We start from the raw sequence: 15,785 nt of genomic DNA, 5'->3' as shown, positions 1-15,785 counted from the left end.
AAATTAAAAAGTTATGAAAAAGTTAGTATTATTTGCTGCAGTTCTGATGGTTTCATTATTCAGCATAAACAATGCAAAAGCGCAAGTTAGTTTAAACATAAATATTGGCTCGCAGCCAGTTTGGGGCCCAACTGGTTACAATCATGTAGATTATTATTATTTCCCTGATATAGATGCTTATTATTATGTTCCATCCGGTCAATATATTTACTCAAATGGTGGTCGATGGGTTTGGGCAAGCAATCTTCCTGTACAATATAGAAACTTTGATGTTTATCGCTCTTATAAAGTAGTGGTTAACGAACCAAGACCATATTTACGAAATAGTGTTTATGTAAGCAGGTACGCTAAATTTAAAAACTACGGTGGGCGACAATCAATAATCAGAGATAGCCGAGATACTAAATATTATGTTGTAAAAGGTCATCCAAACTACAATTCTAATAAAACTGTAGTTATAAATAACAGCCGTCCTAATCGTACACAAAAAACTGTTGTTAAAGTAAATAATAACACACAAGTTAATAGAAACCGCGATAAAGAACATGGAAACAAAAATAATCGCCCAGAAAGAAATAGCAACCAAAGAGGAAATAGCAGAGGATAATAAGTATTAGTTGTGATGAGGGAGTTTTCGAAAGAAGCTCCCTTTTTTTATATCTCTGTTACAATAGAAGTTTTGGCACAGCGTTTGAAAATGTAATTGCATACACAAATAGAAACGATTATGAAAAAGTTATTAATCATCTCCGCGATTGTTGGTATCGTGGCTTTAACATCAAATCAATCTAACGCTCAAGTAAGTTTAAATGTAAACATTGGTACTCAACCAGCGTGGGTTCCTGTTGGTTACCAAAACGTTAACTACTATTATTTGCCAGAAGTACAATCTTATTATTCTGTTCCGCAAAGGCAGTTTGTTTATTTAAGCGGAAACCGATGGGTTAGAACCAGAAGTTTACCTGCAAGGTACAGAGGCTACGATTTGCACAGAGGAAGAAAAGTAGTTGTTTACGGAAATAACCCTTATAACAGTTACAGTACACACAGAGTGAGGTATGCAAATCACACAAATTATTATCGCAGTTCTTACGGAGGCGGTGGAAACCGAGTTAGATATAGCGCACCAAGAAGAACATATAAATCTGTAAAATATATTAACAGAGGTCACGATGACTTTCGTGGAAGAGGCAAAGGCCACCATGATAGAGGGCACAGAGGTAGACACTAAAATTAAAAAGAGGCTTTCGAGCCTCTTTTTTTATTATTAAAATCTTTTACCTAAAGTAATTCCAATTCTTGGATAAGCTTCTATCGAACGATTATTACCTAAGAAACGGCCAACCCCGCCATAAACCTCACCGGTAAATCCATTTCTTGTTAAAAATTTGGCTCCAACTGCTGCCCCTAAACCAAAATTCGTTTTGGCATTGTCAACAGTACTTGTTAAATAACTATTTGAAGCAGCACTGTAATACATAAAATACCTTTCTTTTACAGAACCTATCGCCGCGTTTCCTTCAATAAAAAAACCTCCTGCTCTTTTCTTTCCAAAGTATAGTCTGTAATGCGGAATTGCAAGAAATCGATATTCCGAAAAATCATCATCATCTCCTATCCCGGCAGCTAAAGAAAGTCCGACCCCCATGTTGTCTTCAAGAATACGTTCATAGCTAATTTCTGGCAAGGCAAAAATCGAAGTAAGTAAGTTTACTTTTAATTCGTTCTTTCCTGTTTCGTTGCTGTTGTTTTCTTTTTTTGTTGAATTATTCTGAGCATTAGCTAAAATGGCACCGCTCAATAAAAATGTAGTTAAGAGTATTTTCTTCATTTGGTTAAATTTCCCGAAACTAATGAATTAGTTTTTAATTCAAAATTATTTTTTATGTAAAGCAAAGACAGTAATTTTTGGGTGCTTCGATACTCAACGTTGAGTTTTACGTTTCGTCTTTGCGAAATCGATTTTTCATCGATTGAAGCAATCTCATTAGAGTTATTTAATTGAAGAGATTGCTTCGTACCTCGCAATGACGACCATTTCAGAAATATAACCTATAATTAAACTTTCTATAAAAAAAAATGGAGAAATCCATTTGCCTAAAAAACAGACAACAGATTTCTCCACTAAATTATAACCTAAATAAGATTTTATACGGCAATAAAGCTTTCAGCCTTACTTAACACATTTGGTAAGCCTGCTGAATTTTTACCCCCAGCTGTAGCGTAAAACGGCTGACCACCGCCTCCACCCTGAATTTCTTTCCCTAACTCGCGAACAATGTTTGAAGCATTCATTCCTTTCTTAATTAAATCGTCAGAAAGCATTACCGTAATTCCGGGCTTGCCATCAATTTCAGTTGTAAATACCAGAAACAAATTATCAATCATGTCTTTTAATGAAAAAGCAAGATTTTTAACCGCATCAGCACTTTGTAAATCTATATGTTTAGCAATTAAGTTTACACCATTTATGCCACGAACGTGATGAACAATTTCGTGTTTTAGGTTACTAACACGTTCTAAAGTAGATTTTTCAATCTCTTTCTTTAGTTTAGCATTTTCATCAAGCAAAGCCTGAACAGAAGCCGACAAATCTTTAGAGCCATTTAATAACGTTTTTAAATGACCTAATTCTTTTCGTTGGTCTAAGAAATATTGTTCTGCTTTGTCTGCTGTAATTGCTTCAATTCTACGAACACCAGCTGCAACCGCACTTTCAGAAATAATTTTGAAAGAACCAATTTGACCAGTTGCTTTTACGTGTGTACCACCACAAAGCTCTTTCGAGAAATGATCATCAAAAGTTATCATGCGAACAAAATCGCCGTACTTTTCTCCAAATAGCGCCGTTACACCACTTTCAATCGCATCCTGATAAGGAACATTTCTTTGTTCTTTCAACTTGATGTTTTGTCTGATTTTCTGATTTACAATTACCTCAATCTGAGCCAATTCTTCATCAGTTACTTTAGCAAAGTGAGAAAAATCGAAACGTAAATAATCAGCATTCACCAACGAACCTTTTTGGTTTACATGACTGCCTAAAACTTGTTTCATTGCGGCATGCAGCAAATGCGTAGCCGAGTGATTATCTTCTGTTAAAGTACGTTTATCTTCATCAACAACAGCCCAAAACTTACCTTCTAAATTATCAGGAAGAATATCAGCGAAATGAACAGTTAAACCATTTTCCTTTTTAGTATCCGTAATATCAACCCAAAACTGACGGCTATGGTCTTCTAAACGGCCGGTATCTCCTACCTGACCACCACTTTCAGCGTAAAAAGGTGTATGGCGTAAAACGATTTGATATTGCTCTTTTCCCTTAGCTTTAACCTTACGATATTTTAAAATTTCAGTTTCAATTTCCAAATCATCGTAGCCAACAAATTCACTTTGGTCGTCTGCATTAACAACAACCCAATCGCCTGTATCAATAGCAGTAGCAGCACGACTATCGTCTTTTTGTTTTTTAAGCGCTTGTTCATAAGCTTCTAAATCAACCGTCCAACCTTTTTCACGAGCCATTAATTCCGTTAAATCGATAGGAAAACCGAAAGTATCGGATAATTCAAAAGCAAAATTCCCTTCTACTGTATTATTTGTTGCCTGGTATTTTTCGAAACGTTGAATTCCAGTAGATAAAGTTCTCAAAAACGAAACCTCTTCTTCTAAAACCACTTTTTGAACGAAATCTTGTTGAGAAATCAACTCATCAAAAACACCTTTAAATTGCTCAGCCAATAAAGGAACGAGCTGATTTAAAAATGGCTCTTTGAAGTTTAAGAAAGTATAAGCGTAACGCACAGCACGACGTAAAATTCTACGAATTACATAACCAGCTTTATTGTTTGATGGCAATTGTCCATCGGCAATTACGAAAGAGATGGCACGAATATGGTCGGCCATAACACGCATAGCGATATCAGTTTTCTCATCAGCACCATATTTAATTCCAGATTTTTCAGCAATAAACTGAATCATTGGCTGGAAAACATCCGTATCGTAATTTGAGCTTTTCTCTTGTAAAACACGCACTAAACGCTCAAAACCCATTCCCGTATCAACGTGTTTAGCTGGTAAGCTTTGCAGCGAACCATCTTTTAAACGGTTAAATTGCATAAATACGTTATTCCAGATCTCAATAACCTGAGGATGGTCGGCGTTTACCAAAGTAGCGCCATTAACTAATGCTTTTTCTTCATCGGTACGGCAATCTACATGAATTTCAGAGCAAGGTCCACATGGTCCGGTGTCGCCCATTTCCCAGAAATTATCTTTTTTGTTTCCAGGTAAAATGTGGCTTTCATCAACATATTGTTTCCAAAGGTCGTAAGCTTCCTGGTCTTTTTCTAAACATTCTTTTTCGTCGCCTTCAAAATAAGTAACGTATAATTTTTCCTTCGGAATTTTGTAAACTTCAGTTAATAATTCCCAGCTCCATGCAATCGCATCTTTCTTGAAATAATCGCCAAAACTCCAATTACCAAGCATTTCGAACATTGTATGATGATAGGTATCGATACCAACTTCTTCCAAATCGTTATGCTTGCCAGAAACACGTAAGCAGCGCTGAGTATCTGCAACACGGGCATATTTAATCGCGGCTTCGCCTAAAAACAAATCTTTAAATTGATTCATACCAGCATTGGTAAACATCAAAGTTGGGTCGTTTTTAACTACAATTGGTGCCGATGGAACAACATGATGTTGTTTCGATTCAAAAAAACTAAGGAATGCCTGTCTAATCTCTTTTGCTGTCATTACATTTTATTAATTGGAGGAACAAAATTAAAATTTTATTGCGTTAATAAGGAAAAATCGAGCTACATTTGAATACTTTAATTAAACGATGTAAAACCCTCATAATCAAGCACGAAATATGCCATATAAAGAAAGAGACATTAATAAAATGTATTATACCATGGGCGAAGTGACTGAAATGTTTAATGTTAATGCATCTCAAATCCGTTTTTACGAAAAGGAATTCGACATACTTCAACCTAAGAAAAACAAAAAAGGCAATCGGTTATTTACACCTGAAGACATCGAAAATCTAAAAATAATTTTCAACCTGGTTGATGAAAAAGGCTTCACGCTTAAAGGTGCAAAAGAGCATTTAAAAAACAACAAAGGTGATGTAAAAGAGAATCAAAAAATTATCGATTCTTTAGAAAAACTTAAAGGCTTTTTAGTGAATTTAGCACAGGAGTTGTAGAACTTACATTAAATTTCTCGCAACATTCGCCACCCTGAATTCGTTTCAGGGTCTTATATACAAAATAGATAGTTTAAATTTTGTCATTGAATTTTTTAAGTAACCGGATTATATTTTTCCTTCTTTATTATTTCAAAATAATTTTTCTACATTAGGATAACCAAACAACAATCCTCCCTATTTTTTATTTATTGGTTTAACGCCCTCAAATGAAGATATGGAATACATTGTTAATCTCCCTTACACCTTTTTATTTATTTGCTCAAAACAATTTGGGCCCACGCTTAACAGCTATGGGCAACAATGGTGCAGCTGTAACCGATATCTGGAGTTTGCAGGCCAATCCATCTGCAATTATAAGTATTGAAAAACCTGCTGTTTCTTTAAACTACATCAAGCATCTGTTTAGTAATGAAGTTAGCACGCAAGCTTTTGTTGCGGTAGTTCCCTTTAAAAATAACTTTTTCGGCGCAAGCTTTCAACGATATGGCTTTTCAGAGTATTTTGAAAGCAAGGCTGGCTTTGCTTATGCTAAAAGATTTGGAGATAAACTTTCGATAGGTATAAATGGCAATTATCATCAAATAAGGATAAACAATTATGGTGCTTCGAATGGGTTTTCTATTGATGTTGGTGCTTTATATCAATTTAATAAGGAATTTACGGTTGGTGCATTTGTAAGTAATCCATCAAAACAAAAGTTTAGCAGTAATCAAATTTTAATAGAAATACCTACTTCTTTTAATGTTGGAGCAAGTTATTTTGCATCAGATAAGGTTTTAATCGCAACATCGATTTCCAAAAACCTCAGCCATTCGATAGATGTAAGTTTAGGCATCGATTATAAGATTATTGAATTATTGAGTTTGCGTGGAGGTTTAAGTGCAAAGCCATTTAAGCAATATGCATGCTTCGGTTTAAATTATAAAAAACTTCTGGTAGATATTGCAACAACTTATGATGCCAATCTTGGCTACGCACCTCAAATTGCAATTGGTTATGCCTTTTAGGCTTTTAACAATTGTATTTGTGATGATAGGATATATTGCAAATGCACAAACTGCCGAACAAGAAACTGCTATAAATGATATAATTGAAAGTGTTGCAGAAAACCTTCCAGACGATTATGATATGACAGAATTAATTGAGGTTTTAACCCGATTAAGAAAACATCCGATTAATTTAAATAAAAGAACCCCTGAAGAATTAAAGACTTTGATTTTTCTATCGCCACTGCAAATCAGCAACTTTTTTGCTTACCTAAAAGAAAACGGAAATTTGGCTAATGTTTTAGAGTTGCAAACGATAGATGGTTTTGATGTTAAAACTGTCCAAAATTTAATTCCCTTCGTAACTTTAAACAGTGCAACCGAATACGAGAAATTTAATTTCAAGAATCTTTTATCGCTAGGAGAAAATGATTTAGTAATGCGTTTTGCACAAACCTTGCAAAAACAAAAGGGTTTTACCGATTTGCCGGGTAATCGTTATTTAGGTTCTCCGGAAAGATTTCAAACCCGATACCGCTATCATTACGGAAATATTATTTCTGCTTCTTTAACATTAGATAAGGATGCTGGCGAAAAATTTATCGGTAAACCGTTTGATTTTTTCTCTGGAAACATCGCATTATTTAAATTGGGTCGTGTTAAAAAATTAGTTGTTGGAGATTACACTTTGCAATTTGGACAGGGTTTAACCATGTGGTCTGGTTTTGCATTTGGCAAAGGACCTGATGTAACAAGCGTTGCAAAAAAAAGATTTGGGGCTTCGTCCTTACACTTCAGCAAACGAGTATTCATTTTTAAGAGGCGCTTCAGCTACGATTAATCTTTTCAAAAATATCGACCTCACTCCTTTTGTTTCTTTTAGAAGTATAGATGCTAGTCAGGATCTAGATATTGATGGAAACCTTGTTCAATCGACAATTAACCAAACCGGTTTACACCGAACGCCAACTGAGATTGCGAACAAAAATTCCTCAAATCAGCAGGTTTATGGTGCAGTACTTCAATACACTAAAAACGAATTAGCGTTTGGAGCAATTGCCTATCAAAGCAAATACAGTAACAGTTTCATTCCGCAAACTGCAATTTACGATAGATTTAGTTTTACAGGGAAATCGCTTACCAATCTTGGAGCATACTATAACTACACTTATAAAAACATTTACTTTTTTGGTGAGGTTGGCAAGAGTTTAAATAGTGGTTCTGCACTTGTAAATGGAGCATTAATAAGTCTTTCGCCAATAGTTTCTGCGGCAATAACATACCGTAATTATGCTAATAACTATCATAATTTTTTTAACCAAGGATTAGCTGAAGCTAGTGAGGCTGTAAATGAAAAGGGTTTGTACAGTGGGTTAAACATTACACCTAATAAAAGATGGACTTTTTCTATTTATGGAGATTATTTCAAATTTCCCTGGCTGAAATTCCGTGTTGATGCTCCATCGAAAGGTTACGAAATTTTAAGTCAGGCAATTTATACACCATCAAAAACTTTTAAAATATTAGCGAGATTCAAAACAGAAAATAAACAGCAAAATACAGATTTAGAAGTTCCAATTAACTTTTTGGATGATGTTAAAAAAGAAAACTATCGTTTTGAGGTAAATTGGCAATTGAACAAAAAATGGAGTTTTCAAAATCGAGCCGAAGTTTCTCAATACAAAAAAGGTGATGCAAACCGAGAATTTGGTTATCTGATTTATCATGATGTAGATTACTCGCCAATGTTTTCTAAGATAACCGGAAACTTAAGAATCGCGTATTTTAATACCGCAAGTTACAATAGTAGAATTTATGCTTATGAAGATGATGTATTGTACAGTTTCGCATTTGGCATGTACAATGGAAAGGGTTTCAGAACCTATTTAAATCTTAAATATAACTTGGCCAAAAAATTAAACATTTGGGCACGATATGCAATGTTTCTGTATAAAGATGTTGAAACCGTTGGAACATATCTTGATGAGATACAAGGAAATAAGAAATCGGAGATGAAAATTCAGTTAAGGTATCAGTTTTAAGATCATGTTTAAAGCCGAATATATTTTTGTTAGAATCTTATTTCCAGTAATACTTGGAATTATTGTGTTTTATTTCTTTCCAACTGAAAATACAAAATCCATATTAGCAATTATTTCAGTTTTAGTATTTGTATCGATTTTCTGTATCAACATAACCTATAAAAAATTCAACGCTTATAAGTTTAAAGGTTTTACAGGTATTTTATTCTTTGTATTCTTTTTCACCTTCGGTGGATTACTTTGTCTACTTAACAATGAAAAACTCAAATCGGATTATTTTGCAAATGGAGAGTTTAGATACTTAAAAGTTTGGGTAAACGACGAGCCCGAACAAACAAATGATATCCTGAGATTTAAATCAAGAGTTATCTCAGGTTATAATGATCAAAAACAAATTAAACAGAGTGGTCAGCTACTTTTAGCTTTGAAAGTGGATAGCATCAATCCCATTCAACTAAAATATGGTGATGAACTAATTATTTCCGCAAAGCATTTGGAAGTTGAACCGCCGTATAATCCTGCAGAATTTGATTTTAAAAGATGGTTGGCAAGCCAGAATATCTATGAACAAACCTTTATCAATCAAAACCAGATATTAAAAACTAACCAAAACGTAGGAAATCCGATAATTCGGTTTGCCTTAAAGTTAAGAGCGGCACAGGTTAATAAATATCGTAAGCTTATTAAAAATGATGAAGCTTTTGCAGTAGCATCAACATTAATATTAGGTTATCGGGCAGATTTAAGTAAAGAAACGCTTGCCGCATATTCTAAAACCGGAACCATTCATGCACTTTCAGTTTCTGGTAGTCACGTTGCAATTATTTTCTTTATACTCGATTTTCTTCTGGTTTTTCTAAACAAGAAAAGGTTTCTCCGAGTGTTAAAGTTCATTATAATTTGTAGTTTAATCTGGACTTACGCTTTAATTACTGGTTTATCTCCTTCGGTTTTAAGGTCGGCAATTATGATTACAATATTCATATTTGCTAAAACCTTTGCCAAAAACAGAAATGGCTACAACACGCTAGCTTTTGCCGCTTTTTGTCAACTCATTTATAACCCATTCTTGGTTTGGGATGTCGGTTTCCAACTCTCCTATATTTCAGTTTTTGGATTAATCTACCTTCAGCCTAAAATTTATAAGTGGGTTTATGTCAAAAATAAATGGCTCAATAAAATTTGGGAACTCATTGCGCTTTCGTTGGCTGCACAGTTGGTTACCTTCCCGCTTTGCATTTATTATTTCCACCAGTTTCCTGTTTATTTTTTGTTGGGAAATCTTTTTATTTCAATTCCATTGATATTAATTATGGTTTTAGGAATTGTTGCGCTAATTCCATTTGTAGATAAAATTTCACCAGTTTTCGAATGGATTATTGTTTCTACAAACCAGGTTTTAAAATGGATTGCTGATTTACCTTTTTCTACTGTTTCATCGGTTTGGATAAATTTACCAGAGTTAATTTTATTGAGTTTAGCCATTGGAATATTCATTTATGCATTGGTAAATTATAATAAAAAGCTTCTTTATCTATCGTTGCTTATTTACATATCTTATTCTGCATTGATTTTAATTGATGATTGGAACGCCAGGAATCAAAAGAAAATTATCTTTTTTACCTTGAGGAAAAACTATGCGGCAGCTTTTATAAATGGTATAGAAACAATTTTGCTAACCGATTTAAATTCAAGTGATAAAAACTTTCAGTTTTTTGTAAAACCTGCTTTAGAGCAATCTCAAATTAATAAAATTCATTTTGTAAGCTTAAAAACCGACACGTTAATCCATCATTTCATTAAGAAAGACAAGCAAGTCATTTTCAATAATTATAAGATATTGGTTATTGATGAATCGTTAAATTATAAAAACTTAAATGCTATTGGTACTTTTTCAAGTGTTTGGTTAACAGGGAATACTAAATTCAAACTTGAAAACCTTCCTCAGGAAGTTAAATATCAAAACATCATTGTTGATGCAACAAATAAAGATTATAAAATTACCGCATTTAAAAATTTTGCTGATAATAATAAGATTCCGGCTCATATATTAAAGAAAAATCCCGCATATTTGGTTTACCTAACCCAATAATATGGAACAACTGGTTTTATATAATGTGGCTGATAGAATCGCTACCATCACCATTAACCGACCTGAAAAACGAAATGCCTTAAATCCGGAATTGATTGCTGAATTAACAGAAACATTTATTCGTGCATCAGAAGATGAGGATGTTAAAATTGTTGTTTTAAATGCGAATGGCGGAACATTTAGTGCAGGAGCCGATTTAGAATATTTGCAACAATTACAAAACAACACTTTCGAAGAAAATGTTGCCGATTCTAATAATTTAAAAAGGTTATTTACAACAATATATTACTTACCGAAAGTTGTAATCGCACAAGTTGAAGGCCATGCCATTGCGGGCGGTTGTGGTTTAGCAACCATTTGCGATATTGTTTTTGCTACACCAGAAAGTAATTTTGGATACACAGAGGTTAAAATTGGTTTCGTTCCGGCCATTGTTTCCTGCTTTTTAGTTCAAAAAGTGAACGAAACGATAGCTAAAGAAATTTTATTGACCGGAAAAACCTTTAATGCAGAACAGGCACTGGCATATAAATTGATAAACTTTGTAACAAATTCATCTGAAATTCATCTAAAGGTTAAAGAATTTGCATTAAGTTTGTGTAGAGAAAGTTCAGTGAATTCGTTAATGATTACTAAACAGCTCATTAGCCAAACCACAAATCCTTTACTCGAAAAAACTTTAGAAACCGCAGTACAAATTAACGCCCGAGTTAGAGAAAGCGAAGATTTTAAAAAAGGTATTGCATCGTTTTTAAACAAAGAAAAAATTAACTGGTAAATAACTAAACTGAAATAAAAACATGTTAAAATCAATCAAAACAAGTGTTGTAGCTTTAATTTTAGTAAGCGCAGCAATTATTGCTCATGCACAAAAGAAAATAACCGAAGGTACTATAGTTTATGGTATTAAATATAAAATTGATGCTCCTGGTGCACCAGAACAACAAAAAATTAAATTTAATGGTGATATTTCAAAGTTAGAATTATCATTTGGTCCAGCTGCAGTTGGCGTTCTTCTTGATATTAAAAGTGGCGCAGGGTTAACTTTAGTTGATATTCCTGTAGCTCAGAAGCAACTGGCAGCTAAAATGTCAAAAGCAGATATGGACGAATCAAAAAACAGCAGACCACAATATTCTGATTTTAAAGCTACTGGAGAAAAGAAAACAATTGGAGGTTATAATGCTGAAAAATATACATTTAAAGATAGCAAAGGTGGTGCAGGCGAGCTTTGGGCAACAACAGATGTTGATGTTCCTCTTAATATTGCCACTGCAGATTTTAAAGACGTTAAAGGTTTTGTTGTTTTAATTGATACACCAGAAGCAACACTCACTTTAAAATCATTAACAGAAGGTAAAGTAGGCGAATTATCGATAACTAAAATTCCATCAGGATACGATGAAATTACTTATGCAGATTTAAAAGCAATGCAAGGTGGTGGCGAATAATTAACCACTTCAAATATTCAAATACTTAAGGGCTTTTTAACCGCCGGCTTTTTATTTAAATTAGCCCAAAAGTTAAAAAGCTTTTTTTATGACTAATTTTTTATGATAAAAAACCTACTCTTTAAATTATCAATTACTTGCATTGCTATTCTTGCAATTATTGATGTTAAAGCCCAAAGTATCAATTGGGCAAAGGATGGAAATTCCTATTACCAAATCGCTGGTGGAGAAATTATTAGTGTCACATTGCCTAAAAGCGATAAAAAGACTGTCATTTCTAGAGCACTTTTAACGCCTGCCGGAAAAGGCGCACCAATTGCTGTACGTAGTTTTCAGTTATCTACTGATGGAACCAAAGCCTTAATTTACACCAATAGCAAAAAAGTTTGGCGTTACGATACCCGTGGCGATTACTGGCTGGCTGATTTAACCGCAAATAAAATCACTCAGATAGGAAAAGATAAACCTGCTTCATCGCTTATGTTCGCAAAACTATCTCCTGATGGAAGCAAAGTTGCCTATGTAAGCAAACATAATTTATATGTAGAAAACATTGATGGCTCGAATTCAAAAGCCTTAACAACCGATGGAACTGACCGAATGATTAACGGAACTTTTGATTGGGTTTATGAAGAAGAATTTGATTGCAGAGATGGTTTTAGATGGAGCCCTGATGGAAAATCGATTGCTTATTGGCAAATTGACGCTACCAAAATCAAGAACTTTTTGATGATTAATAACACCGATTCGATTTATCCTTACACCATCCCTGTTGAGTATCCAAAAGTTGGTGAAAATCCATCGGCGTGTAAAGTTGGTATTGTTGATGTTGCAACTGCAAAAACAAACTGGTTAAATGTACCTGGCGATAACATTCAGCATTACATTCCACGGATGCAATGGGTTCCAAACAGTAACGAAGTTATTTTACAACAGCTTAACCGTGAGCAAAACGAAAGCATTGTTTTTATTTGCGATGCGACAAGTGGTGCTGCAAAAGCCATCTATACTGAAAAAGCAAAGGCCTGGATAGATGCTCAGGATGAATGGAAATGGTTAAATAACAATCAGGAATTTACCATAACGTCCGATAAAGATGGCTGGAATCACTTATATAGAATCAGTCGCGACGGTAAAAAACAAACTTTGGTTACTAGAGGAAATTACGATGCGATTGACATAAAACTAATCGATGATAAAAGCAATTACGTTTACTTTACGGCATCGCCAACAAATGCAACGCAGAAATATCTGTACAAAACCAAGTTAGATGGAAAAGGCAAACTAGAACAAGTAACCCCATCTATCCTACTTCCAGGCACACACAATTATGATATCTCTCCAAATGCAGCTTTTGCCCGCCATTCTTACAACAGCTCAACCGTAAGGCCGGTTACCGAATGGATGAACTTTACAACGGGTAACCCTTTCACAATGGATGGTAGCATTACCACGCAGTTATCAAAACAAGAATCACCAAAAAATAAAGTAGAGTTTTTTAAAGTAACTACTGAAGATGGTGTTGAATTGGATGGCTGGATGAAAAAACCAGATAACTTTAATCCTGACAAAAAATATCCGGTTGTATTTTATGTGTATGGCGAGCCTGCTTCTGCAACGGCTTTAGATACCTACGGAGCAGGCAGAAATTTCCTTTATGCAGGCGATATGGCCAAAGATGGTTACATCTACATTTCAATGGATAACCGTGGCGCTCCTGTTCCAAAAGGAGCAGCTTGGCGTAAAGGCATTTATAAAAATATCGGCGTAACCAACGTTCGCGACCAGGCAATGGCAGCGAAAAAGTTATTGGCTACAAACGCTTTTATGGATAAAGACCGCGTGGCTGTTTGGGGCTGGAGTGGTGGCGGTTCATCAACCCTTAATTTGATGTTCCAATACCCTGAAATTTATAAAACAGGCATTTCCATTGCAGCAGTTGGTAATCAATTAACTTACGATAATATTTACCAAGAGCGTTATATGGGCACACCTTTCCCAAGTAAAGAGGCTTATGTAAAAGGTTCGCCGATTACCTATGCAAAAAATCTAAAAGGCAATCTGCTTTATATTCATGGCACTGGCGATGATAACGTACATTACCAAAACGCAGAAATGTTGATTAATGAATTGATTAAGAACAAGAAGGTTTTTCAATTAATGAGTTATCCAAATCGCACACACAGCATATCTGAGGGCGAAGGCACAAGCGAGCATTTATCGCTTACTTATACCAAGTTTTTGAAAGATAATTGTCCTCCGGGAGCGAGATAATTTTTTAAATATTTGAAAAGCAATTTAGCGGGGAATCGGTTTCGATAGCCCCGCTTTTCATTTCAATCTTTTAAAAACAACTTCTGTCATTCTGAGGAACGAAGAATCTCTTTCATCGGTTGCAGATGGTTCGTGCCTCACCATGACAGTATATTCAAGGTTGCTGCTATTTTAGAAGTATTTCCATTTCAATCGGGTTTAAAATGCAAGGTTCTTCGCTCCTTTTAAAGTTTGCTTAGCAAAATTCCGATTGCAAATCGCATTAAAAACTATTTAACCAGGCCTGCAACCATTAAAGAAACCACTATTGCAATCCCAAAACTCAATAGCGTTCCAATCAACACATATTCGGTTAATTTAAGGTCGTGTGCTTCTTTTAAATCGCCAAAGCGGAATATAGATTTTGCTGCCAATAAAAAACCAACCGCCTCGAAATGATTGGTGAGTATAAAAACAAAAATTAAAACCCGTTCTAAAATCCCGATGTATTTCCCTGCATTCTGTAAAGATTTCGGACTTTCATCATCGTTCTCAGGTAACCATTTTGCAATAATCACTTTCATAATTATTGATGTTGGCATGGTTAGAAACAATACACCAACAAGCAGAACCCAGGTTTTCACATCACTTAAATAACTAATATCTAAATAGCCTTTGTAAAAAACATGCCAAACCAAAACAACTGAACTAAAATGCAAAACCTGGTCGGCGAAGAACAATACTCTTGCGTTCTTTTTGGTTTGAAATAGCGATTTTAAGGCATCAATGATTAAATGTAGTGCACCAATTGATAAAGCTATTTTCCAAACATTAAGGCTTAAGAAAATAACAAATATCAAAGCCACATGAACCAAAACGTGTAAATACAGCTTCCCCGATTTAAGCTTCTTTCTTTCCTTATCCTTAACCCAAGATGTAGGTTGAAGAAAAAAATCTCCAATTAAATGTGCTAGGATGAGTTTGATTAAAATGATATCCATTATTTAGAAAGAATTTGATTCAGTTTTTTACGATATAGTTTATCCATTTCCATGATTTCGGAATAACGAGCCCGTTTTAATGCCTCACTAACAGATGATTGCGTTCTCCCTGAAATAACTGCCAATTCACTTTGAACAACATTCTCATTTTCCAAAGCCAGCTTAACCATTTCAGCAGCAACAATACCCCAACTGTCCATTGCAATTAAAGATAACTTAATTAAAACATTCATCTCTTCATCAAAATCAGGATTTTCAGTTTTAATAGCAAGGTTTACTTTAGCTTGTTTTAAACTATCAAAAGCGGCTCCAGAGTTAACAAAAGCATCTCCGCTAGATTCAGAAAGCTTCTTACGTTTAGTTTTTACTTCACCAATACCAATCCCCATTCTTACATCTGCAGGCTTATTTATTCTAATACAGGCTTTTAAATACGCAGCTGTTCTAATGGCATTTTCCGATTCCACTTCTACCTGAAAACTATCTCCACGATAAATCTCCCACTTATTATTCTGCCCTGAAACCACTTTTAAAGCACTCTTTAAGCTTAGTAACCAGCTATCTTTTATCTTCCTTGAACCAACAATATCTCCTGTTATAATGCAAATCATATCACTAATATAGGTTTTTCAATTTACGATTCAAAAATTATCGGCTAATTACCCGATATTTCAAATTATCGGCTAATTACCCGATATTTCCATTTATCGGCTAATTACCCGATATTAACTTAAAACTT

General features: G+C 34.6%; 14 protein-coding genes. 10 read left to right on the top strand and 4 right to left on the bottom strand.

Translation table 11 applies throughout. The features are described 5' to 3' along the window. Positions 1-13: 13 nt before the first annotated feature. Both ACO05K_RS06280 and ACO05K_RS06275 read left to right on the top strand, forming a co-directional pair. Positions 14-607 (top strand): hypothetical protein, encoded by a 594-nt coding sequence (locus tag ACO05K_RS06280; protein WP_421943600.1) that lies wholly within the window; start codon positions 14-16, stop codon positions 605-607. A gap of 120 nt (positions 608-727) precedes the next feature. After that, positions 728-1,231 carry a hypothetical protein gene (locus ACO05K_RS06275; protein ID WP_421943599.1) on the top strand — a complete coding sequence of 168 codons (504 nt, stop codon included), beginning with the start codon at positions 728-730 and terminating at the stop codon, positions 1,229-1,231. 36 nt (positions 1,232-1,267) lie between these two features. Here the strand turns inward: ACO05K_RS06275 and ACO05K_RS06270 are convergent, their stop codons facing one another. Then, positions 1,268-1,831 carry a hypothetical protein gene (locus tag ACO05K_RS06270; protein ID WP_421943598.1) on the bottom strand — a complete coding sequence of 188 codons (564 nt, stop codon included), beginning with the start codon at positions 1,829-1,831 and terminating at the stop codon, positions 1,268-1,270. A gap of 317 nt (positions 1,832-2,148) precedes the next feature. Further along, positions 2,149-4,764, bottom strand: a complete 2,616-nt coding sequence (gene alaS / locus ACO05K_RS06265) for an alanine--tRNA ligase (RefSeq protein WP_421943597.1) — start codon at positions 4,762-4,764, stop codon at positions 2,149-2,151. A 118-nt stretch (positions 4,765-4,882) separates the two neighbouring features. On the opposite strand from alaS, the gene ACO05K_RS06260 reads away from it, so the two are divergent. From ACO05K_RS06260 to ACO05K_RS06225, 8 genes are all read left to right on the top strand, one after another. Then, complete coding sequence (locus ACO05K_RS06260; protein WP_121950206.1) at positions 4,883-5,218, top strand: MerR family transcriptional regulator; 336 nt, start codon at positions 4,883-4,885, stop codon at positions 5,216-5,218. 209 nt (positions 5,219-5,427) lie between these two features. Beyond that, complete coding sequence (locus ACO05K_RS06255) at positions 5,428-6,228, top strand: hypothetical protein (protein WP_421943596.1); 801 nt, start codon at positions 5,428-5,430, stop codon at positions 6,226-6,228. A gap of 22 nt (positions 6,229-6,250) precedes the next feature. Then, positions 6,251-7,048: a ComEA family DNA-binding protein gene (locus ACO05K_RS06250; RefSeq protein WP_421943595.1), complete on the top strand. Its 798-nt coding sequence runs from the start codon at positions 6,251-6,253 to the stop codon at positions 7,046-7,048. Then, a complete protein-coding gene (locus tag ACO05K_RS06245) occupies positions 6,966-8,249 on the top strand; it encodes a hypothetical protein (RefSeq protein WP_421943594.1) in 1,284 nt (427 codons plus the stop codon). Before ACO05K_RS06250 ends, ACO05K_RS06245 begins: the two co-directional genes overlap by 83 nt. A gap of 4 nt (positions 8,250-8,253) precedes the next feature. Next, positions 8,254-10,341 (top strand): ComEC/Rec2 family competence protein, encoded by a 2,088-nt coding sequence (locus tag ACO05K_RS06240; protein WP_421943593.1) that lies wholly within the window; start codon positions 8,254-8,256, stop codon positions 10,339-10,341. Position 10,342: 1 nt separating this feature from the next. Beyond that, positions 10,343-11,119 (top strand): enoyl-CoA hydratase/isomerase family protein, encoded by a 777-nt coding sequence (locus ACO05K_RS06235; protein ID WP_421943592.1) that lies wholly within the window; start codon positions 10,343-10,345, stop codon positions 11,117-11,119. Between the two features lie 22 nt (positions 11,120-11,141). Further along, entirely contained in the window at positions 11,142-11,792 is a 651-nt protein-coding gene (locus ACO05K_RS06230; protein WP_421943591.1) for a hypothetical protein, read from the top strand. Between the two features lie 102 nt (positions 11,793-11,894). Continuing rightward, a complete protein-coding gene (locus tag ACO05K_RS06225; protein WP_421943590.1) occupies positions 11,895-14,066 on the top strand; it encodes a S9 family peptidase in 2,172 nt (723 codons plus the stop codon). A 269-nt stretch (positions 14,067-14,335) separates the two neighbouring features. On the opposite strand, the gene ACO05K_RS06220 is transcribed toward ACO05K_RS06225, so the two are convergent. Both ACO05K_RS06220 and ACO05K_RS06215 read right to left on the bottom strand, forming a co-directional pair. Beyond that, entirely contained in the window at positions 14,336-15,046 is a 711-nt protein-coding gene (locus tag ACO05K_RS06220) for a DUF3307 domain-containing protein (RefSeq protein ID WP_421943589.1), read from the bottom strand. Continuing rightward, positions 15,046-15,657, bottom strand: coding sequence for a SatD family protein (locus ACO05K_RS06215; protein WP_421943588.1), 612 nt, complete (start codon positions 15,655-15,657; stop codon positions 15,046-15,048). The genes ACO05K_RS06220 and ACO05K_RS06215 overlap by 1 nt, the downstream gene beginning before the upstream one ends. Positions 15,658-15,785: the final 128 nt, after the last annotated feature.

It is taken from the genome of Pedobacter sp. (assembly GCF_965227205.1).
Taxonomy (GTDB): domain Bacteria; phylum Bacteroidota; class Bacteroidia; order Sphingobacteriales; family Sphingobacteriaceae; genus Pedobacter.
Note: the sequence above shows the minus strand (reverse complement) of the source record. Positions and strands in the feature narration are given on the sequence as shown.